The sequence below is a fragment of the Commensalibacter intestini A911 genome (genome assembly GCF_000231445.1).
In the GTDB taxonomy this organism is placed as follows: Bacteria; Pseudomonadota; Alphaproteobacteria; order Acetobacterales; family Acetobacteraceae; genus Commensalibacter; species Commensalibacter intestini.
This window is the reverse complement of the sequence record NZ_AGFR01000009.1, coordinates 82,439-107,377: the sequence shown is the minus strand read 5'-3', so window position 1 is coordinate 107,377 and position 24,939 is coordinate 82,439. Positions and strand designations below refer to the sequence as shown.

25 protein-coding genes are annotated in these 24,939 nt (G+C 36.4%); 12 read left to right on the top strand and 13 right to left on the bottom strand.

Annotated features, from left to right (window positions below; translation table 11 throughout):
• Nucleotides 1-28: 28 nt before the first annotated feature.
• Nucleotides 29-577 carry an immunity 42 family protein gene (locus tag CIN_RS07670; protein ID WP_008854509.1) on the top strand — a complete coding sequence of 183 codons (549 nt, stop codon included), beginning with the start codon at nt 29-31 and terminating at the stop codon, nt 575-577.
• Here CIN_RS07670 and CIN_RS11820 read toward each other — a convergent pair.
• Both CIN_RS11820 and CIN_RS07665 read right to left on the bottom strand, forming a co-directional pair.
• Nucleotides 468-899 carry a hypothetical protein gene (locus CIN_RS11820; protein WP_139016984.1) on the bottom strand — a complete coding sequence of 144 codons (432 nt, stop codon included), beginning with the start codon at nt 897-899 and terminating at the stop codon, nt 468-470. The two genes, CIN_RS07670 and CIN_RS11820, sit on opposite strands and share 110 nt — an antisense overlap.
• Before the next feature lie 82 nt (nt 900-981).
• Nucleotides 982-2,112, bottom strand: a complete 1,131-nt coding sequence (locus tag CIN_RS07665) for a type III PLP-dependent enzyme (protein WP_008854508.1) — start codon at nt 2,110-2,112, stop codon at nt 982-984.
• A 364-nt stretch (nt 2,113-2,476) separates the two neighbouring features.
• On the opposite strand from CIN_RS07665, the gene CIN_RS07660 reads away from it, so the two are divergent.
• Nucleotides 2,477-3,430: a YihY/virulence factor BrkB family protein gene (locus tag CIN_RS07660; RefSeq protein ID WP_008854507.1), complete on the top strand. Its 954-nt coding sequence runs from the start codon at nt 2,477-2,479 to the stop codon at nt 3,428-3,430.
• 55 nt (nt 3,431-3,485) lie between these two features.
• On the opposite strand, the gene CIN_RS11515 is transcribed toward CIN_RS07660, so the two are convergent.
• Nucleotides 3,486-4,049, bottom strand: coding sequence for a septal ring lytic transglycosylase RlpA family protein (locus CIN_RS11515; RefSeq protein WP_050798391.1), 564 nt, complete (start codon nt 4,047-4,049; stop codon nt 3,486-3,488).
• 375 nt (nt 4,050-4,424) lie between these two features.
• Between CIN_RS11515 and aroQ the strand changes: the two genes are divergently transcribed.
• The 3 genes from aroQ to accC are packed head-to-tail and all read left to right on the top strand — an operon-like array spanning nt 4,425 to nt 6,686.
• Entirely contained in the window at nt 4,425-4,877 is a 453-nt protein-coding gene (gene aroQ, locus CIN_RS07650) for a type II 3-dehydroquinate dehydratase (RefSeq protein ID WP_040364198.1), read from the top strand.
• A complete protein-coding gene (locus CIN_RS07645; protein WP_008854504.1) occupies nt 4,877-5,332 on the top strand; it encodes an acetyl-CoA carboxylase biotin carboxyl carrier protein in 456 nt (151 codons plus the stop codon). Before aroQ ends, CIN_RS07645 begins: the two co-directional genes overlap by 1 nt.
• Before the next feature lie 4 nt (nt 5,333-5,336).
• On the top strand, nt 5,337-6,686 hold the full coding sequence (gene accC / locus CIN_RS07640; protein ID WP_008854503.1) for an acetyl-CoA carboxylase biotin carboxylase subunit: 1,350 nt from the start codon (nt 5,337-5,339) through the stop codon (nt 6,684-6,686).
• Nucleotides 6,687-6,708: 22 nt separating this feature from the next.
• Here accC and CIN_RS07635 read toward each other — a convergent pair whose 3' ends face one another.
• A complete protein-coding gene (locus CIN_RS07635) occupies nt 6,709-7,260 on the bottom strand; it encodes an adenine phosphoribosyltransferase (protein ID WP_008854502.1) in 552 nt (183 codons plus the stop codon).
• Nucleotides 7,261-7,344: 84 nt separating this feature from the next.
• The gene (locus CIN_RS07630; protein ID WP_008854501.1) at nt 7,345-8,190 is read right to left on the bottom strand and encodes an SDR family NAD(P)-dependent oxidoreductase; all 846 of its coding nucleotides are present in this window, start codon (nt 8,188-8,190) and stop codon (nt 7,345-7,347) included.
• A gap of 213 nt (nt 8,191-8,403) precedes the next feature.
• On the opposite strand from CIN_RS07630, the gene CIN_RS11815 reads away from it, so the two are divergent.
• Nucleotides 8,404-9,117 carry an NAD-dependent deacylase gene (locus CIN_RS11815; protein ID WP_008854500.1) on the top strand — a complete coding sequence of 238 codons (714 nt, stop codon included), beginning with the start codon at nt 8,404-8,406 and terminating at the stop codon, nt 9,115-9,117.
• A 9-nt stretch (nt 9,118-9,126) separates the two neighbouring features.
• Nucleotides 9,127-9,708: a uracil-DNA glycosylase family protein gene (locus tag CIN_RS11810; RefSeq protein ID WP_008854499.1), complete on the top strand. Its 582-nt coding sequence runs from the start codon at nt 9,127-9,129 to the stop codon at nt 9,706-9,708.
• Nucleotides 9,709-9,782: 74 nt separating this feature from the next.
• On the opposite strand, the gene CIN_RS07615 is transcribed toward CIN_RS11810, so the two are convergent.
• From CIN_RS07615 to CIN_RS07600, 4 genes are all read right to left on the bottom strand, one after another.
• Nucleotides 9,783-10,505, bottom strand: a complete 723-nt coding sequence (locus CIN_RS07615) for a MarC family protein (protein ID WP_008854498.1) — start codon at nt 10,503-10,505, stop codon at nt 9,783-9,785.
• Nucleotides 10,506-10,593: 88 nt separating this feature from the next.
• Nucleotides 10,594-13,074, bottom strand: a complete 2,481-nt coding sequence (locus CIN_RS07610; RefSeq protein ID WP_008854497.1) for a mechanosensitive ion channel domain-containing protein — start codon at nt 13,072-13,074, stop codon at nt 10,594-10,596.
• 158 nt (nt 13,075-13,232) lie between these two features.
• Nucleotides 13,233-14,474: an MFS transporter gene (locus CIN_RS07605; RefSeq protein ID WP_040364197.1), complete on the bottom strand. Its 1,242-nt coding sequence runs from the start codon at nt 14,472-14,474 to the stop codon at nt 13,233-13,235.
• Between the two features lie 178 nt (nt 14,475-14,652).
• Nucleotides 14,653-15,513 carry a 3-hydroxyacyl-CoA dehydrogenase NAD-binding domain-containing protein gene (locus CIN_RS07600; RefSeq protein ID WP_008854495.1) on the bottom strand — a complete coding sequence of 287 codons (861 nt, stop codon included), beginning with the start codon at nt 15,511-15,513 and terminating at the stop codon, nt 14,653-14,655.
• Between the two features lie 231 nt (nt 15,514-15,744).
• Here CIN_RS07600 and CIN_RS07595 point away from each other — a divergent pair, with 231 nt between their 5' ends.
• Both CIN_RS07595 and CIN_RS07590 read left to right on the top strand, forming a co-directional pair.
• The gene (locus CIN_RS07595; protein ID WP_008854494.1) at nt 15,745-16,356 is read left to right on the top strand and encodes an IMPACT family protein; all 612 of its coding nucleotides are present in this window, start codon (nt 15,745-15,747) and stop codon (nt 16,354-16,356) included.
• Between the two features lie 86 nt (nt 16,357-16,442).
• Complete coding sequence (locus CIN_RS07590) at nt 16,443-16,931, top strand: dual specificity protein phosphatase family protein (protein ID WP_008854493.1); 489 nt, start codon at nt 16,443-16,445, stop codon at nt 16,929-16,931.
• Nucleotides 16,932-17,090: 159 nt separating this feature from the next.
• On the opposite strand, the gene tldD is transcribed toward CIN_RS07590, so the two are convergent.
• Nucleotides 17,091-18,542, bottom strand: coding sequence for a metalloprotease TldD (gene tldD, locus CIN_RS07585; protein ID WP_008854492.1), 1,452 nt, complete (start codon nt 18,540-18,542; stop codon nt 17,091-17,093).
• A gap of 39 nt (nt 18,543-18,581) precedes the next feature.
• The gene (locus tag CIN_RS07580; RefSeq protein WP_040364196.1) at nt 18,582-19,625 is read right to left on the bottom strand and encodes a COX15/CtaA family protein; all 1,044 of its coding nucleotides are present in this window, start codon (nt 19,623-19,625) and stop codon (nt 18,582-18,584) included.
• Nucleotides 19,626-19,768: 143 nt separating this feature from the next.
• On the opposite strand from CIN_RS07580, the gene CIN_RS07575 reads away from it, so the two are divergent.
• From CIN_RS07575 to CIN_RS07565, 3 genes are read left to right on the top strand one after another with little or no spacing between them, the layout of a single operon-like run.
• Complete coding sequence (locus CIN_RS07575) at nt 19,769-20,449, top strand: TVP38/TMEM64 family protein (RefSeq protein ID WP_050798390.1); 681 nt, start codon at nt 19,769-19,771, stop codon at nt 20,447-20,449.
• A 48-nt stretch (nt 20,450-20,497) separates the two neighbouring features.
• Nucleotides 20,498-21,109 carry a glutathione S-transferase family protein gene (locus CIN_RS07570; RefSeq protein WP_040364195.1) on the top strand — a complete coding sequence of 204 codons (612 nt, stop codon included), beginning with the start codon at nt 20,498-20,500 and terminating at the stop codon, nt 21,107-21,109.
• Between the two features lie 21 nt (nt 21,110-21,130).
• Entirely contained in the window at nt 21,131-22,249 is a 1,119-nt protein-coding gene (locus CIN_RS07565; RefSeq protein WP_008854488.1) for a glycosyltransferase family 61 protein, read from the top strand.
• Between the two features lie 7 nt (nt 22,250-22,256).
• Here the strand turns inward: CIN_RS07565 and CIN_RS07560 are convergent, their stop codons facing one another.
• The gene (locus tag CIN_RS07560) at nt 22,257-23,285 is read right to left on the bottom strand and encodes a hypothetical protein (RefSeq protein WP_008854487.1); all 1,029 of its coding nucleotides are present in this window, start codon (nt 23,283-23,285) and stop codon (nt 22,257-22,259) included.
• On the bottom strand, nt 23,260-24,639 hold the full coding sequence (locus CIN_RS07555; protein ID WP_008854486.1) for an MBOAT family O-acyltransferase: 1,380 nt from the start codon (nt 24,637-24,639) through the stop codon (nt 23,260-23,262). Before CIN_RS07555 ends, CIN_RS07560 begins: the two co-directional genes overlap by 26 nt.
• Between the last annotated feature and the right edge of the window lie 300 nt (nt 24,640-24,939).

Sequence of the window (24,939 nt, the reverse complement as noted above, 5' to 3'; positions counted from 1 at the left end):
CAGATTGAAAGCGGTTAAGAAATCATAAATGATTATAGGCAATAAAAAAGTATTTGCTATACAATTTGAAATAGATATTGATGATTGTGGTGGTAGTTATTGGATGCTAGGTAAATTCTGCTTTTATATTAATAACCGTAGAGTTGGTGATCCTAAAATGGGAACACCTTTAAGAGACTTTAAGGAGTATATAGGAGATTTTGTATTAGATCCTCAACGTGCATATTCTCTTAAATTATTTCCTTTAGATGCTAAAAAAATTTTTAGTTTAATTTATAATTCTGGTAACGATTATGGGAAGGCTTTTTATCGATATTTAGGTAAGAAAAAAGACCCTTATGATTTTTATCTGCATATACCTGATAAATGTATGGATCCTTATATTTTTTATAAAATTGACAATAATGTGTATACTAAAATCATTTATGGAAAATATTGTCCAAATTCTATTAGAAGTAAAGATCATGTTATTCATAGTATGATGTTTCTTCGTGAACAAGTTGATACAGTTTTGAAAGATACATATACAGAGCTTCAAAGGATATATGATTTATTAAAGGCGCAAGAGACGGAGTAGGTGCTGGAGAAAATTGTAAAGAGGTGAAAGAGCAACCAAGTGTATGCCACTCATTACAGTTTTCTTCTTTGATAATCTCTAACTTCTGATTGTTTAAAATGAAAGTTACCTGACATTGATGATTTTCATCTTTTCTGGGGTCTGGGACGTCAGTGTGAATAATAAAACGATTGGCTTGGCGCTCTGTATAGCCTTTTATAAAGCCTCCACAATGCGCATCTTTGATATTGAGAATAGTATAAAGGCGATTAATAGGAACGCTTTTGATTTGTAGATATCCCAATGTTCCCGCTGTATTGGTTCCAATAAATATATTATTCATTGGTTGTGCAATTACCGTGCTAGGAATTAAGAGAAGGGTGCCCGCTATAAATATTGCATAGCGGGGTATCTGTAAGAGAATGTTAAATATAATGCTCTTCAAGAGGAGGAAAGCCATTAAAAGAGGTTGAACAATAAGTAGAAACATAAGCCCCTGTGCTTAATAATGCAACACGATCTCCTGCACTTAACTGTAAAGGGAGTTGATAGTTTGATTTTTGGTATAAAACATCAACACCATCACAAGAAGGGCCGGCAAGTATCACAGGGTCGGTATCAGAGCCATCATATTCTGTGGTAATTTGATAACGAATAGCCTCCCCTTCAGTTTCAGCCAACCCACCAAAACGACCAATATCTAAATATACCCAACGAGGCCCATTTTCTTTTCCTCGTTTGCTGGATAAAATAACTTCCGTCGAGATAACACCAGCATTGCCTACAATGGCACGTCCAGGTTCGAGGATAATTCTAGGAAAGTTATTATTGAAATGATGATGTAAGCTCTTTTGAATCTCGGTTTCAAATTCGTTGAGTTTAGGAATATCTTCACGATAATGAATCGGAAATCCCCCTCCTAAATTGATCATTTGTAAATGAATATTTTGTTCAGCAAGTGCACGAAATACCAAAGCGGCCTTTTCAATTGCAAGACTATAAGCTTTTGGGTCTGTTTGTTGGCTGCCAACATGAAAAGAAACCCCATAAGGATTTAATCCAGATTTTTGTGCCTCTAATAATAATTCAATCGCATGTTCAGTTGTGGTGCCAAACTTTCCAGATAAAGGCCAGTCTGCGCCTAGATTATCAACTGTTAAACGGCAATATACTTTTGCCCCAGGAGCATGTTTGGCAATTTTTTGCATTTCTTCGATGCTATCAAAGACATACATTTCTACATTAGCCTGAGATGCAGCTTGAATAGCCGAAACTTTTTTAACCGTATTTCCAAAAGAAATATGAGAAGGTGGTGCGCCAGCATCAAGACAAAGTTGAACTTCTTCCCAAGAAGCTGCATCAAAAAAAGCATTCATAGCCACTAGTCTTTTGAGGATAGGTAAGGCAGGATTTGCTTTGATTGCATAATAAATATCAGCAAAAGGAAGCGTTTGGGAGAGTTGTTGATAATTATGATCGACTATATCAAGATCAACAATCAGGCACGGGGTTGAAGGTTGATGTTTAGTTAAATATTGAGAGATTTTAGAATTCATAAAATTCCTACTCCTTTAATATTTATCTGTTTGATAACAGAGTAATGTGACGGAACGGTCGAACGGACCAGCGAATTAAAACGGCATTTTATTAAGCCGTTTGCCAGAGCGCTTGACGTCGTTGCGTAACCTTTTTTAAGGATCAGGGGCACGTACGTTGCTGCGTTTGTGTTGATATGATATTATCATCCATTAAAAGCAACTATAAAATAATAAAAATTTAAATTCTTACAGTTTAGTTACTGTATTTGTGTTTATAAGAGAATTGTGTTTATAAGTAACAAGCACATCAATGATTATAAATTAATTTTTAATATTTACGTTGATGAATAAATTGTAATAGAAGGTTTGGAAAATAAACGTAATGGACGATACTAATCAATCGCTTGCAGAAGAAATACTTCGAGAGAAAGGTTATTCTCCCTTGAAAATTTCTTTTCGTGGGTGGAGAACTATTATTATTAATACCATTAAAGCATTGATCGTAGGTCCATCTATGTTGGTCGCTGCTGGATGTGCTTTTTATTCGACACTTTCCTTGTTTCCGACGATCAGTAGTTTGATTTCAATTTATGGATTGGTTTTTGATCCACAAACCGTTGAGCCACAATTACAGTTCTTGCAACATTTCTTGCCACCCTCTGTGTATAATTTTTTACAGCAGATGATTCATAATATTATTGATCAAACAGACTCAACATTAACGATTCAACTGGCGGTTTCAATTGTACTAGCTATTTGGGCCTCTGCTGTGGGAACAAAAGGATTAATTACAGGGTTAAATGTGGCCTATGATACGAAAGAAGCAAGAAATTTTTTTAAATTTCAATTGTTGGCAGTGGCATTAACTTTTTTTGCTATTTTAGGAATGTCTTTGACTCTGGCAATTGTTGTGGCTTTACCTGCAATTATTAAATTACTTCCTCTGCAAGTTTTCTACGATATTATGAATTACTTTCCCAGTCTTGATGATTATTTTCCTGTATTAAATATTGCTAGAACTATCAGTAATGTTATTGTTTTAATTTTTGTTGTTTGGTCTTTTACTTTGTTCTATCGTTTTGGGCCTAGCCGTAAGTTAGTTTTTTGGCGCTGGATTTTTCCAGGAGCAATTCTATCAACAGTTTTATGGTTGTTGTCTGCTTTTGGTTTTTCTTTTTATGTTGCACATTTAGCGAACTTTACCAGTACATATGGTCCTTTAGGAACAATTGCTGCCATTATGATGTGGTTCTGGGTTTCTTGTTATGTCGTGTTATTGGGGGCTCAGTTTAATTCTAAGATCGAAGAATATGTCATTAAAAAAGCCTCAACCTAAAGAGTATTAGGTGAGGCCTTTTATAAAGTAAAATATAATCCATAATCTCTATGGATTATTCAGGAGCCATTGCAACTTCTGTATTATCAATTGGGGTAATGGTTACATGGGCAGTGCCTTGACGAACCATACCAATTTTAGAAGCAGCGGCTTTTGATAAATCAATGATACGATTTCCTTTAAAAGGACCTCGGTCATTAATGGTTACAATCACACTATTTCCACTATCTTCAGAACGAACCAGCACTTTAGTACCTAGAGGTAAAGTCGGATGTGCAGCTGTTAATTGTTTGCTGTTAAACTGGCTTCCAGCGGCAGTTCTGCGTTTATTATGACGCCCACCATACCAGCTCGCAGTACCACTTTCTGCTTGAGTATCATCGAGATGATAATTTGTATTTTGATCGTTTGATGCTGTGTTGGCATCGTCTTGGGCAATTGGTTGAAGAGAGTGGGTACGATGTGATTTTACTTTTTTTCGGGGATGCTTAACAACATTACGATAGGAGCTTTTAGTCACGTTTTTGTGTAAACTATGCGCCTGCGTCGTTTGTGTTGCCTGGAATCCAATTCCAGTTATTAAGCAAAGACCCAATAATTTTGTACAACTTCGTCGCATTTTTCTTTCTGTTTACCGTGATAAATCAAAAGGTGAGTTATCTGGTAAAGCTTTCCAAACTGTTAAATTTTATCCACTAAAGCTTTGATTATACCATAAGACTATAAAAAAGTGGCAAAAAAATGAATATTTACGGTTTACTCATACTATATGTGATAAATAAGTTGTGAAGTCATTCATTACAAGAGGTATTAATTATTTTATTTATGTATAAGAAACATGTTATTTTGATGCAACAAAAAATAATCAAATAGTGAAAAATATAGAGTTTAATCAAAGTTTGATTTAGTGTAATCTTAGCAGTTGCCTATTAAAAGAAGTAGTTATATTTAATGTAAGATATTTTTTATCTGAAAGTGTAAAGTGTAACAGGTGATGGAATTACCGCTGGTATATGTTTTGAATGGACCGAATTTGAATATGCTTGGGATGCGCCAACCTAAAATATATGGAAGTGCAACCCTTGATGACGTGGAACAAATTTGTATTCAAAATGCAGAACATCTTGAAATAGCAATTGATTTTCGTCAAACAAATGATGAAGGGGAATTGGTTTCTTGGATACAAGAATGTAGAGGTAAAGCAAAAGGCATTATTATTAATGCTGGTGCTTATAGCCATACATCTATTGCAACGTTAGATGCGTTGTTATCTGTGGATTTACCTGTTATAGAGGTACATATTTCCAATATTTATCGTCGAGAGTCTTTTCGACATCATTCTTATGTGTCGCATGCAGCAACAGGCGTTATTTGCGGATTAGGTCTGCAAGGATATGCTCTGGCTTTAGCTGCGATGGCAGATCTTATTCTAGAAGAGGACAATTAATGAGCAAGCTGCTCGTCGATGCCGAAGTTATTCGTGCTTTAGCAGATATTTTAACCGAAACCGGTTTAAGTGAAATTGAAATTGCAGAAAAGGATCAACGGATTCGTGTTGCTAGAAATCTTGGCGGCAGCACCGTAGTTGCTCCTGTTGCAGCACCTGCTGCTATTGCTGGGGAGGCAGCTGAACAAACAGCACAACAGTCTCAGGATATATCTAAACATCCTGGTGCCGTGTTAAGTCCTATGATTGGTGTTGCTTATTTAACAGCAGATCCAGCATCCCCTCCATTTGTCACTGTTGGACAAACAGTGCAGTCAGGGCAAGTAATTTTATTGATTGAAGCAATGAAGACGTTTAATCAGATTCGTGCGCATAAATCAGGTAAGATTACACGTATTCTTGTTTCAGCAGGTGATCCAGTTGAATATGGTGAAGTTCTGGCAGTAATAGAATAAAAGAATGTTTTCAAAAATTTTAATCGCCAATCGTGGTGAAATTGCACTTCGTATTTTAAGAGCCTGTCGTGAGATGGGTATTAAAACAGTAGCTGTTCATTCAACGGCTGATGCTGATGCGATGCATGTGCGTCTTGCGGATGAAAGTGTTTGTATTGGACCGCCGTCGCTTGCCGAAAGTTACTTGAATAAAGCAGCTATTTTATCAGCTGCAATGGTAACAGGTGCGGAAGCTATTCACCCAGGATATGGTTTTTTATCTGAGAATGCTGATTTTGCAGAGTTAGTTGAAGAGCATGGTCTTGTATTTATTGGCCCTTCACCAGAACATATCCGCACAATGGGCGATAAGATTCAAGCTAAAACAACGATGAATAGATTTAATGTTCCGTTGGTTCCTGGATCAGATGGTGCATTAAAGGATATTGCAGCAGCTAAAAAAGTTGCTGAGGAAATTAGTTATCCTGTGTTGATTAAAGCAACAGCTGGTGGTGGTGGACGTGGGATGAAAGTTGCCCATACTGCTGCTGAGCTTGAAGAAGCATGGCAAGTTGCTCGAACAGAAGCTAAAATGGCTTTTGGTAATGATGAAGTTTACATGGAAAAATACCTTGATAAGCCTCGTCATATTGAAATCCAAATTATGGCTGATCAACATGGTAATGTTGTATATTTGGGTGAACGTGATTGCTCATTGCAACGTCGTCATCAAAAAGTATTAGAAGAAGCCATGTCGCCTGCTTTGACAGATGAGCAACGTCAATCTATTGGTGAGATTGCATCCAATGCGATGCGTGAGCTTGGATATCGAAATGCAGGAACCTTAGAGTTCTTGTATCAAGATGGACATTTCTGCTTTATTGAAATGAATACACGTTTACAAGTTGAACATCCTGTAACAGAGTTTATTTCTGGTGTTGATCTTGTCACAGAACAGATTCGAGTAGCTGCTGGTGAAAAATTAAGCGTTACTCAAGCAGATATTAAGCTCCAAGGGCATTCAATTGAATGTCGTATTAATGCAGAAGATCCAGATACCTTTGTTCCAAATCCAGGAAAAATTCAGGTTTTTCATGCTCCAGGTGGCTTAGGAGTGCGTTTGGATAGTGCGTTATATGTTGGATATTCTATTCCACCTTATTATGACAGCATGATTGCAAAAGTGATTGTTCATGCCCCAGACCGTGCATCTGCGATTGCGCGTATGCAGCGTGCATTGGGAGAGATGGCGATTGATGGAGTGAAAACAACCATTCCATTACAGCAAAAAATTCTTGCTGATAAAGAATTCCAAAAAGGGGATTATACAATTCACTGGTTGGAAAATTTTATTGAAAAAAATAAGAAAGTATAAAATACTTTCTTATGATTTTGAGTTATTCGTAAGTAATAACAGAATGTAAAGGGACGTCGATTTTTTCGCGTCCCTTTAATTCTTTTAATTCAATCAAAGCAGCTGCACCGACAACATTTGCACCTATTTTACGTAAAAGCTCAATAGAAGCCTGTAAGGTGCCACCTGTTGCTAATAAATCATCAATAACAACAACGCGTTGACCTGGTTTGACAGCATCTTCTTGAATATGTAGGCAATTTTGTCCATATTCTAGATCATAGTTTAGAGAAATCGTCTTCCCTGGTAGTTTCCCTGGTTTACGGATCATAATCATTCCACATCCTAGAGAAGAGGCTAAAGGCGATGCGCTGACAAAACCTCTAGATTCAATTCCTGCCACTAAATCTGGATTCCATTTAGCCACCCCCTTTGCCATGCGTGCTGCTGCAATTTGCCAAGCATCTGCATTTCTCAGCAGAGTAGAAATATCATAAAATAATATTCCTTTTTTAGGGTAGTCAGGAATAGAGCGGATATATTGTTTAAGATCTATTTCGGGTGGATTAAATGATTCTGTTTGTGTAGCGTTCATTTTCAAAGGTCGTTCTTTATTAAAATAAAAAAGGGTGAAGCCTTACATGTAAAAGGTTCACCACAATAGCGCAATTAGTTTTTATTAACTCTTATCTTTTTGTGCAGAGCCAAGTTGTTGTTCTTGCCACGCTTTTAGCCCTTTTTTTCCTTGTTTCTCTAATATTGGCATTAAGAGTTTGAGAAGCCCAGGTTTTAGCATTAAAAGCTTTATTTGTATTCCACTCCATTTAGGAATGTAATACTCTAATTTTTTTTGTCGAATAGCTTTTAGAACCGTTTGACAAACAGTTTCTGTAGAAAGAGGAGGAGAGCAAAAGTTGAGAACTGAGCCTCCAGATTTCATTTCTTTATGAAGCATTGGGGTTTCAACAGCTCCAGGAAAAATAGAAGATACATAAATGCGTTTTGCTCGTAGCTCCATAGATAAAGCAAGTGCAAAGCCACGCAATCCAAATTTGCTGGCAGAATATAAAGCGCTATCTTTAAGAGGGAGTAGCCCTCCTAGAGAGTTAATAAAGATAATGGAGCTATTTCGCTTCATTAAAGAGAGTAACCCTTTGGTGATCAAAATTGCCCCAGTGAGGTTGGCGTTCATTTGATCAAGAATCATTTGATCGCTTTGGGTATCAAGAGGGCCAGGTGAAATTTTGCCAGCACTATGGACTAATACGTCAATTTGTCCAAAACGAGAACGGATGTCATTACACAGATAGGTGATTTCATTTGCATGGGAAAGATCACAAATACAGCCAGTAACGTCTTTTCCGTAATGCAAAGAGATTTGCTCTATTTGCTTTAGGCTTCTGGCAACCATTATAATTCGATATTGTTCTTTTAGTAAGCGTTTAACAAGCTCTTTTCCTAATCCACCTGTTGCTCCTGTAATCACAGCAACTTTTTTTGAACGTTTAAAAAAATGAAAGCGCATTTGATAAATCTCGGTTTCAGTAAAAGTATGGTAAAATAGTAATCGGCTTATTTGCTACCGTAATTGCTAAAAAAGTATTTTAATGTGTTTTTTAAGTATCTGTAAATGATTAAAGTATATTTATAAGTTGAAAATATAATTGTTCATAGCAGAAAAATGAATGTCGTAAGCAACATTGTAATGAAATTACATGATATTTTTATGGAGGAATGAATGAAAAAAATTGTTATTTTAACAGGTGCAGGGGTTAGTAAAGAGTCTGGTCTGGATACATTTAGAGATGCGAATGGTATTTGGGCTAAATATAGTATGGAAGAAGTATGCACTCCGGAAGGTTTTAAGAAGAATCCAGAAAAGCTACAAGAATTTTATAATAAGTTACGAAAAGACCTTCCTAAAGTTCAACCGAATGCAGCGCATATTGCTTTGGCAGCACTAGAGAAATCTATTGAACAAAAAGAAATTGATGCAGAATTATTAATTGTTACCCAAAATATTGATGATTTACATGAAAGGGCAGGAAGTCAAAATTTGTATCATATGCATGGAGAGTTATACAAATTATGGTGTACAGCTTGTGATGCAAAAATTGAATGGCATCAAGATTGCACGATTCATACGCCTTGTTCTCATTGTGGTCAGCATAAATTACGCCCAGATATCGTATGGTTTGGTGAAATGCCTTATTACATGGATGAAATTCAAGAAGCATTATTGTCTTGCGATCTCTTTGTTTCTATTGGAACTTCTGGGGTTGTTTATCCAGCGGCTGGGTTTGTGCAGCTAGCATCTTCAGCAAAGGCAAAAACAATAGAATTAAATTTAGAGCCTTCAGCAGGAACATCTCGTTTTAATGAAAGTCGTCTTGGACCAGCAACTCAATTGGTTCCAGAGTTTGTACAACAAGTATTAAAAGGTGAAATATAGAGGTGTTTAATGGAATCCTTAGACACGTTGTTAACTGAGGTTAGGGATTGTCGCTTTTGTGAGGGATTACCTTTAGGTCCTAAACCTATTTTACAAGTAGGCTCTCCTAAAGCTCGGTTATTAATTACGGGTCAAGCTCCAGGAACATTAGCGCATGAGAGTGGCATTACCTTTAATGATCCTTCGGGGGATCGATTAAGGGAGTGGTTACAAATTGATCGAGACACATTTTATAATGATTCTTTGGTCGCTATTATTCCAATGGGCTTTTGTTATCCTGGTCGATTAGAAAAAGGTGGGGATCGTCCTCCACGCAAAGAATGTGCGCCCAAATGGCGAGAAAAATTATTACAGCATTTACCTGATATAAAGTTAACCCTGTTAGTTGGCTCTTATGCGCAAAATTATGTTTTAGGTAAGGGAAAGGTGACAGATAGAGTGCGTGATTTTCAGGACTATTTACCTCAATATTTCCCATTGCCTCACCCTTCTTGGCGAACTTTGGCGTGGGTTAAAAAAAATCCATATTTTGAGGACGAGATTTTGGTAGTATTAAGAGAAAAAGTGAAACAAATATTACAAGTAAGATAATAATGCGTATGACAAAGTTGCCAGGAAACCAGAGTATATAATATTATATACTCTGTAAGAATGGTTTGTTGTTATTAATGTTGTTGGAAAATAGGGATTAAGAATCCTTGTATGCCTGTGCCGACAATTTGTACACCAATACATAATAAAATTAGAGCTGCCATTCGCGATAAAATACGGGCTCTAGATTTCCCTAAGACCTTCATGATTTTATCACAAAATGTATAAGTGATAAAAATAGTTAGACATACAACGACAACAGCTAAAATTAACCCATTATAAAAACTAAAAATTGCTGCCCCATTACCTGCTCCTGTTGGTCTAACAGAGCTTAAAGCAATTGCCACAGCAATACATCCAGGACCAATCGTGAAAGGCATAGTAAGTGGAAAGAATGCAGCATCCAAACCATTAGGCAAAGCCATTGTCCGCCCACCTTGTTCAGCTTCTTTTTGTTTTCGATCAGCATTCTGTTCTGGAGCATTAAGTAAAGTCCATGCTCGGACAGCAATCACTAAACCTCCAGCAATACGAACGGCATTAATACTAATGCCAAAGAAGCGTAGGACAAATTCACCAATAAAAATAGAAAATGCTAAAATTACAAAGGCATAGATTGCAATTTTTCTGGCTAGAAGCTTACGTTCTGCATCTTCTCGCTCTTCTGTCACTTGATAGAAAATTAGACAAGAACCAAGTGGGTCTGCAATTGGAATGAGTGCAGATAGTGCAAATAAAAAGCTGCCAGAAACGCTGGTAAAAGCGTGCAATAAAGGAAATGTTTCAGTTAAATGCATAAAATTTGCTTTTGAAAAAAATTATTATGGAAAGATACGATATACGTATCCTTCCATAATGTTTTTGAAATACGTGATTTCTTATAGATCAGTCATGTTTAGATGCAAGGATTTCTTCTGGTTTTTTACGCTCTAACATTGGTGTTGTGGTATTTTTGCTCATACCGATTAGATATTCTAATAAAATATCGCTTTTTACACCATCTCCACTACTGCTTGGATTGATATAACAAGTAATGGAAACAACTAAAGAAATTTCGGTGATACTATCTACTAAGACACTTGGTTTTGGATTCTCAACAATATCTGGATGATTATGAACAATATTGAGAATAAGTTCACGTGCTTTTTCAAGCTCTTTAGGTGTAATTACAGGGAGTTTAATAGAAATTAACCCCAGATGACGACTGCGTGTTGAGTTTTGTACAGATGAAGTAATTAGTTGAGAATTTGGAACAATTAATGTTGAATAATCACTTAGCTGTATTTCCGTTGCACGAACTTTAATACTTTTAACAGTTCCTTTAACGCCTCCTACGACTACACTGTCACCAATACGAACAGGACGTTCTGTTAATAGGATTAATCCCGATACAAAATTCTGAACAATTGCTTGCAAACCAAAACCGATACCAACGGACAGGGCACTAACGATCCATGTGATATTTTGTGTTGTTACCCCTAATGTAGATAGGACAATAACAGCGACGACAATCCAACAGCAATAATTAAAAATGGTATCAATAGAATTTCGAGTTGCGTGGTCTAATGTTGTTTTAGGAAAAAGTTTTTTATTCATCCAGTTTCGCACAAGACGAATGCAGTAGATACCAACAATAAAGATAACGAAAGCTTGTGCAATAGCTGCAAAGGAAAGGTTAACACTACCGATTTGTTGAGTTTGTAAAATATCAGATAAATGTTTGGCAAAGAGTAAAAGGTCAAAATTACCAGGGGATATACAAGATGCAATAATTAATAAGATGGTTAGAACTGTAATCGCACCCGTAATGACGGTTGCTAGTTGCTCCATACTTTGTGCTTTGACACCTAATAATCTAATTTTCTTTCCGATCCATCGATCAGGATTTAAAACTAAATTTGTAATATCGGTAAGCAACATTCTGATGAGGCTTAATGTGCTGAAAACTAGAATAACCCAGTTTAACCAAACACACATTGAGAAACCAAGATGAATGTATCCAATGAGAACGGTAATAATACACACAAGACAAAAAATAGGCAGTGCAAAACCAACAAATAAGAACGTTAATCCTGGAGCATTATTTGTATTAGAGGCCAGCTTTTCAATACCCATTTGGCGTAGTTTAATAGGGATTGCCAGACATAGAAGGGATGCAAGCAGGGTAAAGAAACCATTACATATTTGTTGTGCAATGATACTGACATCGCTGGTTGAGTTAATATATTTTAAAACACCCAATAGAAAAACAGTTAATGCATAAAGATAAGGTAAGATACTAATTGCTTTAGCGGTGGCATCGTTGATGGGGAGCAGTCTCCATTGAGGATTTTTGACGGCTAAGAAGCCACGATAGAGACCTAAAATAAAACCACAGAAAAAGAGTTGATGGATAATGTGTTCAGAAAAATCAAAAGCAGGGTGATTAATGGTATTCTGATAGCCTAAAGACGAAAAAATAACAGTGGCTGAAAATCCTGCGGTGATTGAAGATAAAATTGCAGCAAATAACGTCATTAAACTGCGTCGTAGTCGTGTTGGAGGAATGACTTTCTTGACGAGTTTTGTCATAAGTTTTTCAACAAAAGGTCGTACAAAGAAAATGATTAATAGAGCAATAACAATTCCGCCAAGCATTCTAAAGCGAGTATTACTGTCATTATCCCAGTTTTGGGTAAAGAGAAGAATAAAATCGGATGATATTTTACCAAGGCGAGCTTGATCACTGACATGATAGGCATCAACCTGATTCCAAAATTCACTGCTCAGAGGGGAAGGAAAATGTGTGAATAATTGAATTTGTTGAATATTTGCCAAAGATTGTTGAATTTGAACAGAGAGGCTGTTGCTTTCTAATTGAATAATCGTAGCTTGTTGAATTTTTGTTTGGATATCTCGACGATTATTTATCAAAGATTGTTGGTATTTACTAACCTCATTACTCGTGCTGTTACTATTAGCGGGGCTATTTTTGTCAGTTGTTTTATCCGAGGTGCTATCTGTTGTAGAAGCAAGTAATTTAAGTGCCTGATTATATCCAGTTAATCGAGGTTGTAAAAGTTTGATCATACGCTCAGCATCACTAGAAATCTCCTGAGTGTTTTCTAAAAGGTTTTTAAAAAGGGTACGATTTTCAGAGTTGGAATTTGTTAAACTCTGCAAGCTTTTATTGATTGCTTTAAGTTGCTTGGCCATACTGTCAAGCTGAGGCTGTGTCGTTGTATCTGGCAGATTAATTAAAATAGGCGTTGCTTCAGTAGGTGCAGCAGCTGTGCCAGCCGAGGCATCTTGACCAAAGCTTGGGCTAATATTGTTTATACCCAGACATATAAAAATGAAAAAAAACGAACGTATAATCAGTTTCATGGATAGGTTCCTGATCGGAAAATATAAATTGGGATTCGTATAATTGATAAATAAATATCGAATAAAATATTTTTTATTGTACAGATTATGAAATCTTTCTTACAGAAACCATAGTTTATCTAAAGAAAAAATCAAGATAATTATCGATATAAAAGATGTTATTGATCTGGTTTTAGATGATTTAGCTGATCAACTTTACGCAACGATGGGAATAAGTACATCCATAAAAAAGCAATAATGATCGTGCCAATACCGCCAAGAACGACACTATTAATAGGGCCTAAAGCTTCGGCTAACATGCCGCTTTCAAACTCCCCAAGTTGATTGGATGAGCCAATAAAGACCATATTCACAGCAGAAACTCGTCCTAACATTTCATTAGGGGTTAGGAGTTGAATTAACGTACTGCGTACAACAACACTAATGACATCTGCACCACCTAAAATAGCGAGACAGACAACGGATAAGGCGATGTTTGTTGATAATCCAAAAATAATAGTTGCAGCCCCAAAGATCAAAACTGATACAAACATTTTTTTACCAGCATTATGTTTGATAGGATGTTTAGTCAAATAGGTTGCAACTAGCAGAGCACCAACCGCAGAAGCTCCTTTTAAAACACCTAATCCAATAGGGCCACAATGGAGAATATCTTTGGCATAAATAGGAAGCATAGCTGTTGCCCCTCCTAGAAGAACGGCAAAAAGATCTAAAGAAATTGCGCCTAATATTCTTGGCCTAGAAAAGATAAAATGAATGCCACCCAGCAAATTTTCGATGGATAAAGGCATTGGTGTTTTTTGTGTGGGTTTAAACTGAATAGTAAAAGTTGCAATCGCTGCTAAAAAAAAACTGATCGTGCAAACAATATAGGTTAAATCTGCTCCAAACCCATATAAAATCCCCCCAACAGCTGGGCCAAGCATAGAAGATGTTTGAAATAAAGAGGATGATAGGGCGGTGGCTTGTGGAAAGTAATGCGTTGGCACAATATTGACGAGGAACGTTTTTTGGCAAGGCATTTCAAAACAACGCGCACATCCAAATAACACTAATATTGTATAAATTAGGGAGGGTGTTAATTGATGATGTAAAGATTCCCATGCTAGAATAATGCCACAGAAGGCTTCGATAATCAGGCAGACCACAACGATATTCTTACGATTAAATCGGTCGGACATATGCCCTGTGGGTAAAACCAAAATGAGCAAGGGGAAAAACATAGCTAACCCAACAAATCCAAGGGAGGCTGCGCTATGGGTCAGATCATAAATCTGCCATCCAATAGCAACTGATAGTGTTTGTAAGGCCAATGAGGATAAAGTGCGTCCAAAGAGTGCCGCAAGAAGTCCAGGATATTGAATCAGTTCTTTAAAAGTAGGTGTTGTTATTGGGGACATTATATAAAAGAGATCAAATAAAAAAATAATATCGTTTAAGTTTAGAAATTGATACTTTAAAATGCTTAAACGTATAGATTTTTATTTTTAATGATCTTCTTTTTTATTTATTTTAAAATAAGAGAAACTGTTGGAACTCTTATTAAAATAAATAAAGTTGGTTGGATTTTTAGTAATATTATTTTGTTTGTCTACGTAATTTTAGAATTTCTTCTGTTAATTGATCACGTTTTTCTGAACGTTTTTTCCAATTTTCTTCGCCAACGCCATAAGCTTTCTCTGTTTGTTCGATTAAGATATGTGCTTTTGTAGGGTCTGGTGTTCCTAATTGAAAATTCATATTGCTTCCAACGCCAGAAAGTAGATGGCTAATCCCTTGAGCTCCACCGCCTAGGTGTTCTCCTTCAAAAGGACCTACAGTAGACCAACGCAATCCCAATGAATTTAGAACAAGTTTATCAAGATCAGCAGCGTCAATAATACCTTGTTCGACGAGATAGTAACATTCGTTTAAAAATGCAATTTGTAGACGATTGGCGACAAAACCGGCAATTTCTTTTTGAATTAATGCAGGTTCGTACCCTAATTCAGAATAGATCTGCATTGCAGTATTAACTGTATCTTTACTCGTTTTAGGATTGGGAACAACTTCAACCAAAGGCATAATATTTGCAGGATTAAAAGGATGACCAATTAAAATACGATCTGCTGCTGGATTATTTTCTGCGATTTCAGAAGAGACAATGCTAGAGCTTGATGAAGCAAAAATAGCATGTGTAGGTGCATGTTGTGCTAATATTTTAAAAATATCTTGTTTGATAGGTAGTCGTTCAGGGCCACACTCTTGCACATAATCAGCATCTTTAACAGATTCAGCTAAATCATGGAAAAATTTTACTTTTCCGTTAAATTCTTTCTCTATAAAAGCGCTGATGTCTTGAGAATCATTGAGATGAACGTTCCATCCTTTTTCTAAAAACTTTCTAGTCCAAGCTAGACCAATGACGCCTCCGCCAATAATGGTTACATTTTTACTCATTTATAATACCTTAATAATATGTGTTATTTAATATAATTTACGATATGTGTTTATGAAATATATTCATCTCACATAACATCAAATTATGTGGTTCGTGGTAAGACAAATCAACAAAGAGTGTGTAAAAGGGATTAATGCTTTAGGTTGTTCTATCTATTAGGGGTATATTTATGTTACTTTACACCGTATGAAACGTTTATATTTTTAAGTAAGAACAATAGTTTATTGTAGATGAGTGACAGCAGTATTATTTATCGATTAGTTGAACATTATCAGTATGAGCAAGAGATTAAAAAAAGTATTTTTTTAGCTCATGCGGTTCCTGTGACATCTGAAGATCAAGTGCATGAATGGTTGGAAAAGTTAAGAGTGCTAGAAGCAAGGCATAATTGTTGGGCTTATCGTATTGGGCAAAAATACCGTAGTGATGATGATGGCGAGCCCTCAGGAACGGCAGGTCGTCCAATTTTACAAGTCATTGAAAAACAAAATTTTGATCAAGTATTGATTCTGGTTGTTCGATGGTTTGGTGGAATTAAACTGGGCGCGGGTGGTTTAATCCGAGCTTATGGTGGCACTGCAGCAGAGTGTTTGCGACAAGCACCATGTGCGGAATATATTCCACAAAAAACAGTGAGTATTTTATGCGCTTTTTCAGATCATGCTTTATTAAAGGCACGGATAGCAGAATATGATGCTCAAATTATTGGTGAAGAATTTGGTGCAGAAGTTGAGATGAAAATTACTGTCCCAAAAAATGCTTATACGGCATTATATGACCGCGTATTAGACCTTACACGGGGACAGGCTGCGATTATAGATACGGAAGAGGCAGAAAATTAAGTTAATGTAGTTATCCATATATTTTAACCTCTGGTGGTTTATGTATATAAGAAGGATTCTATTTTTAATAGTAAAGAGGTTGTAAAATGCAAAAAATTGGAAATTGGAATATATATGTAGGAACTAAAGATGAACATAAAATTGCTACTAGTGAAGGAATGAAAATTGTATGTGCTCTCAATCGAGCAAAAGGATACGTTACTCATCAATCTGTTGTTGGGTGGTCAGGTCGGGGGTGTAACAAAGACAGTCCTTATTATTTATTTAAACAAACTGATGATGCTATCTACTTAAATATGATTGATGGTGATAATCCTGAATACATACATGATAATATGATTAATTCAGCGCTTAATTTTATAAAAATAGCATTAAATAACAATGATAAGGTTTTTATATATTGTAGTTTAGGTGAGTCAAGAAGCCCTTCAATTGCATTAATGTATTTACTAGAGAATGGTTTGATTGAAAAAGAAAATGCGATAGCTAAGTTTCAAGCAGACTACTATAACAAATATTCACCTAAATCTGGAAATTTGGAATACATTCAAAACCGTTGGTTAAAAAACGCTTAAAAAGCAATTATTGATTTTTTGAAGAATTATAAAAACTTACCATTATTCTTTTTCTGTTTAGGCGTTACCATCACAATAATACTATTAATACTTTACCGAATAATAAAAGAATATATTGGAAATTATTTTATTAATAGTATTATTGTATTTTAATAATAATTAAAGATCTGTTCCACCAACGGTTAAGCCAGACATTTTAAGTGCTGGTTGTCCAACACCTACAGGAACGCCTTGCCCTGCTTTTCCACAAGTGCCAACCCCTCTATCGAGCTCCATTTTATTACCGATCATAGTGATCTTGGTTAAAGCATCAGGGCCATTACCAATCAAAGTCGCACCTTTTACAGGGTGAGTAACTTTACCATTCTCGATCATATAAGCTTCTGAGGTGGAGAACACAAATTTACCAGACGTAATATCGACTTGCCCACCACCAAAGTTTACTGCATAAATTCCACGTTTTGTATTGGCAATCATATCTTTCAGAGTATCTTTACCTTCCATCATGAACGTATTGGTCATGCGAGGAATAGGCGTATAAGCAAAAGATTGACGACGTCCATTTCCTGTAGAATTTTTATTCATTAAGCGTGCGTTTAAACGGTCATAAATAAAGCCTGTTAAGATACCATCTTTGATTAAAGTTGTGCGTTGCGTTGGAGTACCTTCATCATCGATACTTAGGCTTCCACGGCGATTAGCAATGGTGCCATCATCAACAACAGTCACTCCAGGCGCTGCAATACGTTGACCCATTAGGTTTGAGAAAGCAGACGTTCCTTTGCGGTTAAAGTCTCCTTCCAATCCATGACCAATGGCTTCATGCAGTAAAATACCAGGCCAACCAGAACCTAAGACAACATCCATTTCACCAGCAGGGGCAGGTTTGCTTTGTTGGTTGACTAAGGATTGGCGTAAAGCCTCATCAACAGCTGCTTTCCAAAGATGCTCTTGGGTAATTTCATCATATCCATAACGCCCACCGCATCCATAAGAGCCAACTTCCCGACGTCCATCTTCTTCTGTAATGACAGAGACATTTAGGCGAACCAAAGGACGAATATCCGCTACTCTGAATTGATTGGAACGGATAATTTGAATGGCTTGCCACTCTCCAGAAACAGAAGCACTGACTTGCACAACACGTTTATCTTTGCTGCGTGCATAAGCATCAATTTCATGTAATAAATGTGCTCTGGCGGAAAAACTGCCTTGTTGCAAAGGGTTTTCGGGATGATAAAGACGTTGATTGGTTGCAATGGGATTTTCAGACATCGTGCCGCTACGTCCCATTTTAAGCTGGCTTACGGTTTCACTTGCACGTTTTAATGCTTGATCGTTAAGTTCATTTGAGTGTGCAAAGCCTGTTTCTGTATCTAAAACAGAGCGCAATCCAAAACCAGAAGTAATATCGGTTGTTGCGGTGCGGATTGTACCATCATCAATAGAGATCATCTCACTTTCACAATATTCAAGGAAAAGCTCTCCATCATCCATGCCAGTTAAGGTATCATGAATGGATTTCTCAGTTTTATTGCGATCCAGTTGACTTGAGGCAGAGTTAAAGAAAAGATCATCTGTCATTGCAAGAGCATTAATGGGATCCGTCATGAGGTATAACTTTCTTGATGTGATAATAGGCGTTAGAAATTAAATTGATGTTGTATGGATTGTTCGAGAACGATGTAAAGCAATAATTAAAGTGGTTAATAAGACAACAGCAAAGGCTTGGTGAACGGTTCCAGCCCATACAGGAACGACTAATAATAATGTAGTGATCCCTAACGCATATTGAATAAGCACAGCCCACCCCATTAACATTAATCCATCTTTGACGTGTTTGGTTACTGTTGATTTTAATCCGACAAAGAGTGTGATGAAGACCATAATTACGGTTAAGGTTGCTAAGAGACGATGGTTAAATTGAATGGTTGCAATATTATCGATAAAATTTGCTATAAAAGGAGAAAGAGATCCGTAATTTTCTGGAATTAAATGACCATTCATTAATGGAAAACTATTAAAAGAATGTCCTGCATGAGTACCAGCTGTAAACCCACCAGCAATGATTGTAATACATAGTAAAACAATATCGATCCATAATAAAGTGCGTACAGGTTTAACTGTATTTTTTGCAAGAGAAAGGTCTGGTTGAGGGGTTCTTACAGAAAGACCTGTCCATAATATAGCAATATATAAGGCAATAGCACAAGATAAATGCAAGACTAAACGAACAGGTTCAACAGCAGTACTGTCAGGGCGAAAGCCTGAATGAACCATGAACCAACCAATGCCACCTTGTAAGCCACCGAGAATAAAAAATACAAAAAGTAGAATAGCTAATTTTTTAGTAATGGCGCCTTTAATAATGAAATAGATCAAAGGTAACAGGACCACAAATCCGATAAGACGTCCCAAAAAGCGATGGCTCCACTCTGCCCAGAATATTTGTTTAAATCCATCTAAACCAAACCCGTTATTAATAATTTGATATTGAGGAATGGTTTTATATAAATCAAATTCTCGAACCCATTCAGCATGACTTAAAGGAGGGATAATTCCAGTAATTGGTTTCCAATCCATAATGGACAGGCCTGATCCAGTAAGGCGAGTATATCCACCAAGGGCAATCATGCATAAAAGCATGAAACAAATAAAGAATAACCAGTTTGATACGGATTTATTATGCTGCATGGCTAGAGAATTATCTTCATAAGGGTTATAAGGGGTCGTTTATACGAAAAAAATATATTCTTATTTGATTTTTAGCCTTATAAACAGCTTTTAGCAAGTCGCACTTTTAAATACTGATTAAAAGATAGATCATGGATAATATAATGAACTCGTCCAGTTTAGCTTCTGTTTTCAAGCAGTTTTACAAACCATTATTAATGGTATTGGGAATTGTTCTTGTCGCATTTTTAGCTAGATATTTTCATGGGTTAGATTTATTTTTAAGCGATCATCATTTGTTAAAAAGAGGGATTGAAGGTCAAGCTATTTTCTTGTTGGTTGCAATTTTAATGTGCGCAATTGGCTTTCCAAGGCAAGTTGTTTGTTTAACTGCTGGGGTTGTCTATGGATTTTGGCTAGGATTTCTGTATGCGACCATTGCAACGATTGTTGGCGCTGTGATTACCTATAGTTGGGCGTTATGGTTAGGAAAAGATTGGGGTAAAAAATATTTAGCGCATTCAAAATTAAAGAAAATCAATCGTTTTATTCAGGACAATCCTTTTAATGCAGTTTTAATGTGCCGTTTAATGCCTATAGGATCTTCGGTTGTTTTAAATACGACTGCTGGAGTAGTTGGGATTGGTTGGCTACCTTTTTTAGGAGCAACTTTTTTAGGAAGTATGCCTCAGACAATTGTCTTTGTTTTATTAGGTGGTGGGGTGCGTATTGGTCATACAGGCCAAATTATTTTAAGTGCAGTTTTATTTGTTATGTCTGCGGGGCTTGGGATATTCTTAATGAAACGTTCTTTTTCAAAGAAAAATGACTTGTTATTGCCTTAAATTCCTTTTTATAGTGGTTGAATGATTTTATCAAAAGGAATGATTAAAATGAAATTATATACAAAACCAGGAGCATGCTCTACGGCAGATCATATTGCACTTTGTTGGTGTGATGTACAATTTGAAACACAAAATGTAACGCCAGAACTTTTGAAAGATCCTAAATTCCTAGAGTTAAATCCTATGGGACAAATTCCAGTATTGGTTGATGGAGATTTTGTATTAACGCAAAATGTTGCCATTTTAACGTATATTGCTGAATCTTTTCCAAAAGCTAAGTTGCTAGGAGATGGAAGTTTACAACATAAAGCAGAAGCTTTGCGCTGGTTGTCTTTTGTTAATGCTGACGTGCACCCAGCTTTCTCTTTGATTTTTGGTGGAAAGAAATATAGTTCTGATCCTGTCATTGTCGAAGCTTTGGCTAAAGGTGCTGCAGAGCGTCTTCATAAACTCTTTGCGCAAGCAAATGATCAATTGAATGATAAAGAATGGATTGCAGGCTTTCGTAGCGTTGCAGATCCTTATTTATTTATGACGTTAACATGGGCAAAACGCATAGGTTTAGATTTATCTGGCTTTGCTAATTTACAAAAATACTTTACAAAAATGGAACAAGATCCTGGTGTGAAAGCAGCCTTTAAAGCTGAGGGACTCATTTAGTTTTTAAGTTTGGACGACGATATGACTGACTATTTACCTTTTGCGCCTGTATATCGAATATTTTCACCTACTTCTGGGGCTGAGGTAAAAGAGTTAAGAGCGTTAGTAGATGATAAAGCTTGGGTTAAACCTGACTTTTCATCTTCGTATCGTCGTCTTCAAAGCCGTTCATTGCAAGATGAGTGGGATACATTCCCACCACAAAAGCATGTTGCTTATAATTTATTATTTGAAAATGTGACGATTAGTTCAGAAAGTGGTCTTGTTCGAACACAGAGTGGTCATATGATTGGAGATACCTTTGATCATTCACAGGCTGTTGTTGATTTATATAAACAATCTGATGCCGGCGAAATTTCTATTCCTAAACCCAAAGAAAAATTAGTGGGATGTTGGCTTTCTTTATTATTTCCTAATCAAGATAACTATTATCATTGTCTTGTGATGAATATAGGACGATTGTTTCAAATTAATGATTCTGAAGTTCAAATGATTCAAGGGGTGTTAGTGCCTTATCATTTAACAGCTGTTCAATATAGAACAATTGAAATTGCATTAAAATTGATTTTTTGCGATCGTGAAATAGAGATTAAAAAAATTGAATGGGGCCAGTCTGTTGAGGTGGATAAAATATTTTATCCATGGAATGCAGTTAGTTTAGCTTTAGGGTATACGCACTCAGGGGTTATTTCATTTTTTCGTAGAGTTGCTTCATCGTTAAAATTTTTAGATGTTTCATTTCCAAAGCGTTTTTATATTGATCGCAGGACTGCTTCTAATCGTGTATTACATAATGAAGATGAATTAGTTGAGGTATTAGAGCAAAGAGGTTTCGCTATTGTTCAATTGGAGTATTTAACATTAGATGAACAAGCTGGTTTATTTTCTAATGCAGAATATATTATTGGTGCTCATGGGGCAGGGCTAGCAAATATGGTTTTTTGCCAGCCAGAAACAAAAATTATAGAGTTGATGCCACATACTTTGCTGCGGTGGTGTTATCGGCAAATTGCTATGGTTGCGGACTTGCCCTATCAATGTGTGATTACAGAAAGTTATTCCGAGAGTGAGGGCATTCCTCCAGCTTGGGCTTCGCATAGTATTTCTATTCCAGATATATTAGATGCTTTGAAAGATTAATGATTGTTTATTTTAAGATTTGGCTTTCATTATTAGGTAGGTTTTGTTGATGTAAAACTGCTTTGATAATACCATCCATTATTATTTTTGCTACAAACGGACGGAAATGAATAGGATCCCAAAAACTATTTCTTTGTTGCGTGAGATGATTAGAAAGTGCAAAGTCAATGGCTGTTGTATTTGGTATTGTTTGTGCAAGGTGAGCTAAATTAGCTTTGCAGGCTTTCCAACTCATATCTGTCCATCTACCAGAATCGCCATAAAATTCTGCTGAAAAAGGTGGAATAATAATAATTTTAAGTGTGTTTTTGGGAAGTTTATTAACTATACGTTGTAATCTAGATAGAGTAGGTTGCGTATGAATGCGTCCATTCATCGCAGAATTATCTGCTTTAGGCCATTCAGCGAAAACATGATTAACTTTTTGGGGGTCGTAGATGAATGAGGCTGGTAATAATGGCGTATAGCCATCAGATCCATAACGTTGTTTCTTTAAACCAATGAGCCATAAAAATTGATTGACTGCTTCTTGGAGGGCATATTGATTTGCCATTTTTAAATAACCAACCCATGGAGACCCTTCATACATCCATAAAGGAATAGGCCTACTGCCTTGTTTGGGGTCATGAAAGCACCAAATATTATCAGTATTAAAAATAATGACTTTAGGATGAGGATGATGCTGTAAGAAAAGATTAAAGATCTTTTCTTGCTCCCAAGGAGTAGAGGAGTTCATCGATAAATTAACGAAATGTGCATTTAAAGGTTTGTTTAGAATCCTTGGTTGTAAAGGACGACTGGTTGAGGTTCCTATAATTGCGGAATCAAATTGCTGATTAATTGCCAATGCAGGGAAACTATATCTTGCATTGGTCGAAATGGGAATGCGATGGAATGGAGGGGATAGAGGTAACATGCCCCATGGATCAACGATGACAATAAATAACCAAATTAAGAAGATAGCTCCCCCAGTAATTCCAAGGAAGATCAATGCAAATTTGCGCCAAGGACTAGAAGCGGAAGTAAATGAAGGCATCAGGAATACGCCCTCCAATTAAAAGAATGAAATAAGCAGCAGTAGTGCCTCCGACAACAGCTATCCATTTAGAAGGGCGTAGATATTTATTGAGTAGGTTTTGGCTAGAAGGACAGAATAAAACTAATAAAATAGCAAGATAAAAAATGATATTATGACGGATTTTATAAGTTCCTAACCCGTTGATTCCAAGCATTGATTGCCAGATATGAGCAGCTGTTGAAAAATTTTCTGCTCGAAAAATAACCCAGCTGAAAATCAAGAATAATAAAGTAATCATCCAAGCAATAGGTTTAGGGAAAGTGAATGGGGAGATCTTTTTCCAAGCATGATTGATCGTTAATCCAACGCCATGCATTCCACCCCATGCTACAAAGCTCCATCCTGCGCCATGCCATAATCCCGCAAGGAGCATGGTGGTGATTAGATTTGTGCTTTGTCGAATAGGGCCACATCTGTTTCCACCTAAAGGGATATAAAGGTAGTCTCTTAGAAAGCGAGAGAGTGTCATATGCCAACGTCGCCAAAATTCTTGCAAATTATGAGATTGATAAGGGGCATTAAAATTATATGGCAGTTGTAAACCAAATAATAAAGCAATACCAATAGCCATATCTGAATAGCCAGAAAAATCAAAAAAGATTTGTAAACTATAAGCAATGGCAGCGACCCAAGCTTCTGTTATATTGAGGAGTTGCCCTTGAGCAGCTTGATCAAATAACGGATTACAAGTCATAGCAATGCTTTCGGCAAAGCCAACCTTTTTAATTAACCCAATGAGGATTAAGCATAATCCTTTGCTGATATTTTCCCAGAGTTGAGGGTTAACAGGGTTTTTCTCAAACTGTGGAATAATTTCATTGTGACGAACAATGGGGCCTGCAATGAGCTGGGGAAAGAACGTTACAAATTCAAAAAAATCTACAAGGCTATAGATGTGTTTCTCACCACGTTTTAGGTCAATTAAATATGAAATTTTTTGAAAGATAAAAAAGGAAATTCCCAATGGCATAATGATATTCCAAGGAGTGTGGTGCATTCCGAATATATCGTCTACATTTTCAGCAAAGAAGTTGGTATATTTAAAAAAGCCAAGCATTGCTATATTGAGAATAATGCCACCTGTTAGCCATGCTTTATGATGGCTTTTACCGTATTGGCACGCGATGATCCAGTTTATAAAGGTGAGTAAGATTAATGAAGGAACAAAATGCCAACTCCATAATCCATAAAAGATTAAAGAGGCTGATATAATCACCAATTGTCTCAGAATTCGAACTTGAACACAGCTATAAAAAGCAATGAGTACAAGAGGAAGGAAAAGAATTAGAAATCCTTGCGTACTGAATAACATGGGATTGCTTTGTTACGTTTCAGAAAGCCAGTTGAATATTGGCATGGTGGATAAGTTATTCTTCATTTAAAAGATAAAGCGCATCAAGTAAAGTAATTTGTAAACTGCCTGTATCTTTGGTAGATTGCATAGTAATATTACCAGTAGTGCGAATTGAAGTTATTGCATAGTTTCTTCGCGTGAGGAATATCGATTATCTCCAGGTTGATTATCAATGTTTTAGTTTGTTGGACAAACTCTTTAGTGGCTTTCTAGCCATTAATTGTTATGGAGAGTGTTTTTAAAGCTAATTATATATTT

What these genes read in the sequence shown, in the direction of transcription:
- CIN_RS07670 (WP_008854509.1), top strand. Translation starts at nt 29, where the DNA reads ATGATTATAGGCAATAAAAAAGTATTTGCTATACAATTTGAAATAGAT.
- CIN_RS11820 (WP_139016984.1), bottom strand. Translation starts at nt 899, where the DNA reads ATGAATAATATATTTATTGGAACCAATACAGCGGGAACATTGGGATAT.
- CIN_RS07665 (WP_008854508.1), bottom strand. Translation starts at nt 2,112, where the DNA reads ATGAATTCTAAAATCTCTCAATATTTAACTAAACATCAACCTTCAACC.
- CIN_RS07660 (WP_008854507.1), top strand. Translation starts at nt 2,477, where the DNA reads ATGGACGATACTAATCAATCGCTTGCAGAAGAAATACTTCGAGAGAAA.
- CIN_RS11515 (WP_050798391.1), bottom strand. Translation starts at nt 4,049, where the DNA reads ATGCGACGAAGTTGTACAAAATTATTGGGTCTTTGCTTAATAACTGGA.
- aroQ (WP_040364198.1), top strand. Translation starts at nt 4,425, where the DNA reads ATGGAATTACCGCTGGTATATGTTTTGAATGGACCGAATTTGAATATG.
- CIN_RS07645 (WP_008854504.1), top strand. Translation starts at nt 4,877, where the DNA reads ATGAGCAAGCTGCTCGTCGATGCCGAAGTTATTCGTGCTTTAGCAGAT.
- accC (WP_008854503.1), top strand. Translation starts at nt 5,337, where the DNA reads ATGTTTTCAAAAATTTTAATCGCCAATCGTGGTGAAATTGCACTTCGT.
- CIN_RS07635 (WP_008854502.1), bottom strand. Translation starts at nt 7,260, where the DNA reads ATGAACGCTACACAAACAGAATCATTTAATCCACCCGAAATAGATCTT.
- CIN_RS07630 (WP_008854501.1), bottom strand. Translation starts at nt 8,190, where the DNA reads ATGCGCTTTCATTTTTTTAAACGTTCAAAAAAAGTTGCTGTGATTACA.
- CIN_RS11815 (WP_008854500.1), top strand. Translation starts at nt 8,404, where the DNA reads ATGAAAAAAATTGTTATTTTAACAGGTGCAGGGGTTAGTAAAGAGTCT.
- CIN_RS11810 (WP_008854499.1), top strand. Translation starts at nt 9,127, where the DNA reads ATGGAATCCTTAGACACGTTGTTAACTGAGGTTAGGGATTGTCGCTTT.
- CIN_RS07615 (WP_008854498.1), bottom strand. Translation starts at nt 10,505, where the DNA reads ATGCATTTAACTGAAACATTTCCTTTATTGCACGCTTTTACCAGCGTT.
- CIN_RS07610 (WP_008854497.1), bottom strand. Translation starts at nt 13,074, where the DNA reads ATGAAACTGATTATACGTTCGTTTTTTTTCATTTTTATATGTCTGGGT.
- CIN_RS07605 (WP_040364197.1), bottom strand. Translation starts at nt 14,474, where the DNA reads ATGTCCCCAATAACAACACCTACTTTTAAAGAACTGATTCAATATCCT.
- CIN_RS07600 (WP_008854495.1), bottom strand. Translation starts at nt 15,513, where the DNA reads ATGAGTAAAAATGTAACCATTATTGGCGGAGGCGTCATTGGTCTAGCT.
- CIN_RS07595 (WP_008854494.1), top strand. Translation starts at nt 15,745, where the DNA reads ATGAGTGACAGCAGTATTATTTATCGATTAGTTGAACATTATCAGTAT.
- CIN_RS07590 (WP_008854493.1), top strand. Translation starts at nt 16,443, where the DNA reads ATGCAAAAAATTGGAAATTGGAATATATATGTAGGAACTAAAGATGAA.
- tldD (WP_008854492.1), bottom strand. Translation starts at nt 18,542, where the DNA reads ATGACGGATCCCATTAATGCTCTTGCAATGACAGATGATCTTTTCTTT.
- CIN_RS07580 (WP_040364196.1), bottom strand. Translation starts at nt 19,625, where the DNA reads ATGCAGCATAATAAATCCGTATCAAACTGGTTATTCTTTATTTGTTTC.
- CIN_RS07575 (WP_050798390.1), top strand. Translation starts at nt 19,769, where the DNA reads ATGAACTCGTCCAGTTTAGCTTCTGTTTTCAAGCAGTTTTACAAACCA.
- CIN_RS07570 (WP_040364195.1), top strand. Translation starts at nt 20,498, where the DNA reads ATGAAATTATATACAAAACCAGGAGCATGCTCTACGGCAGATCATATT.
- CIN_RS07565 (WP_008854488.1), top strand. Translation starts at nt 21,131, where the DNA reads ATGACTGACTATTTACCTTTTGCGCCTGTATATCGAATATTTTCACCT.
- CIN_RS07560 (WP_008854487.1), bottom strand. Translation starts at nt 23,285, where the DNA reads ATGCCTTCATTTACTTCCGCTTCTAGTCCTTGGCGCAAATTTGCATTG.
- CIN_RS07555 (WP_008854486.1), bottom strand. Translation starts at nt 24,639, where the DNA reads ATGTTATTCAGTACGCAAGGATTTCTAATTCTTTTCCTTCCTCTTGTA.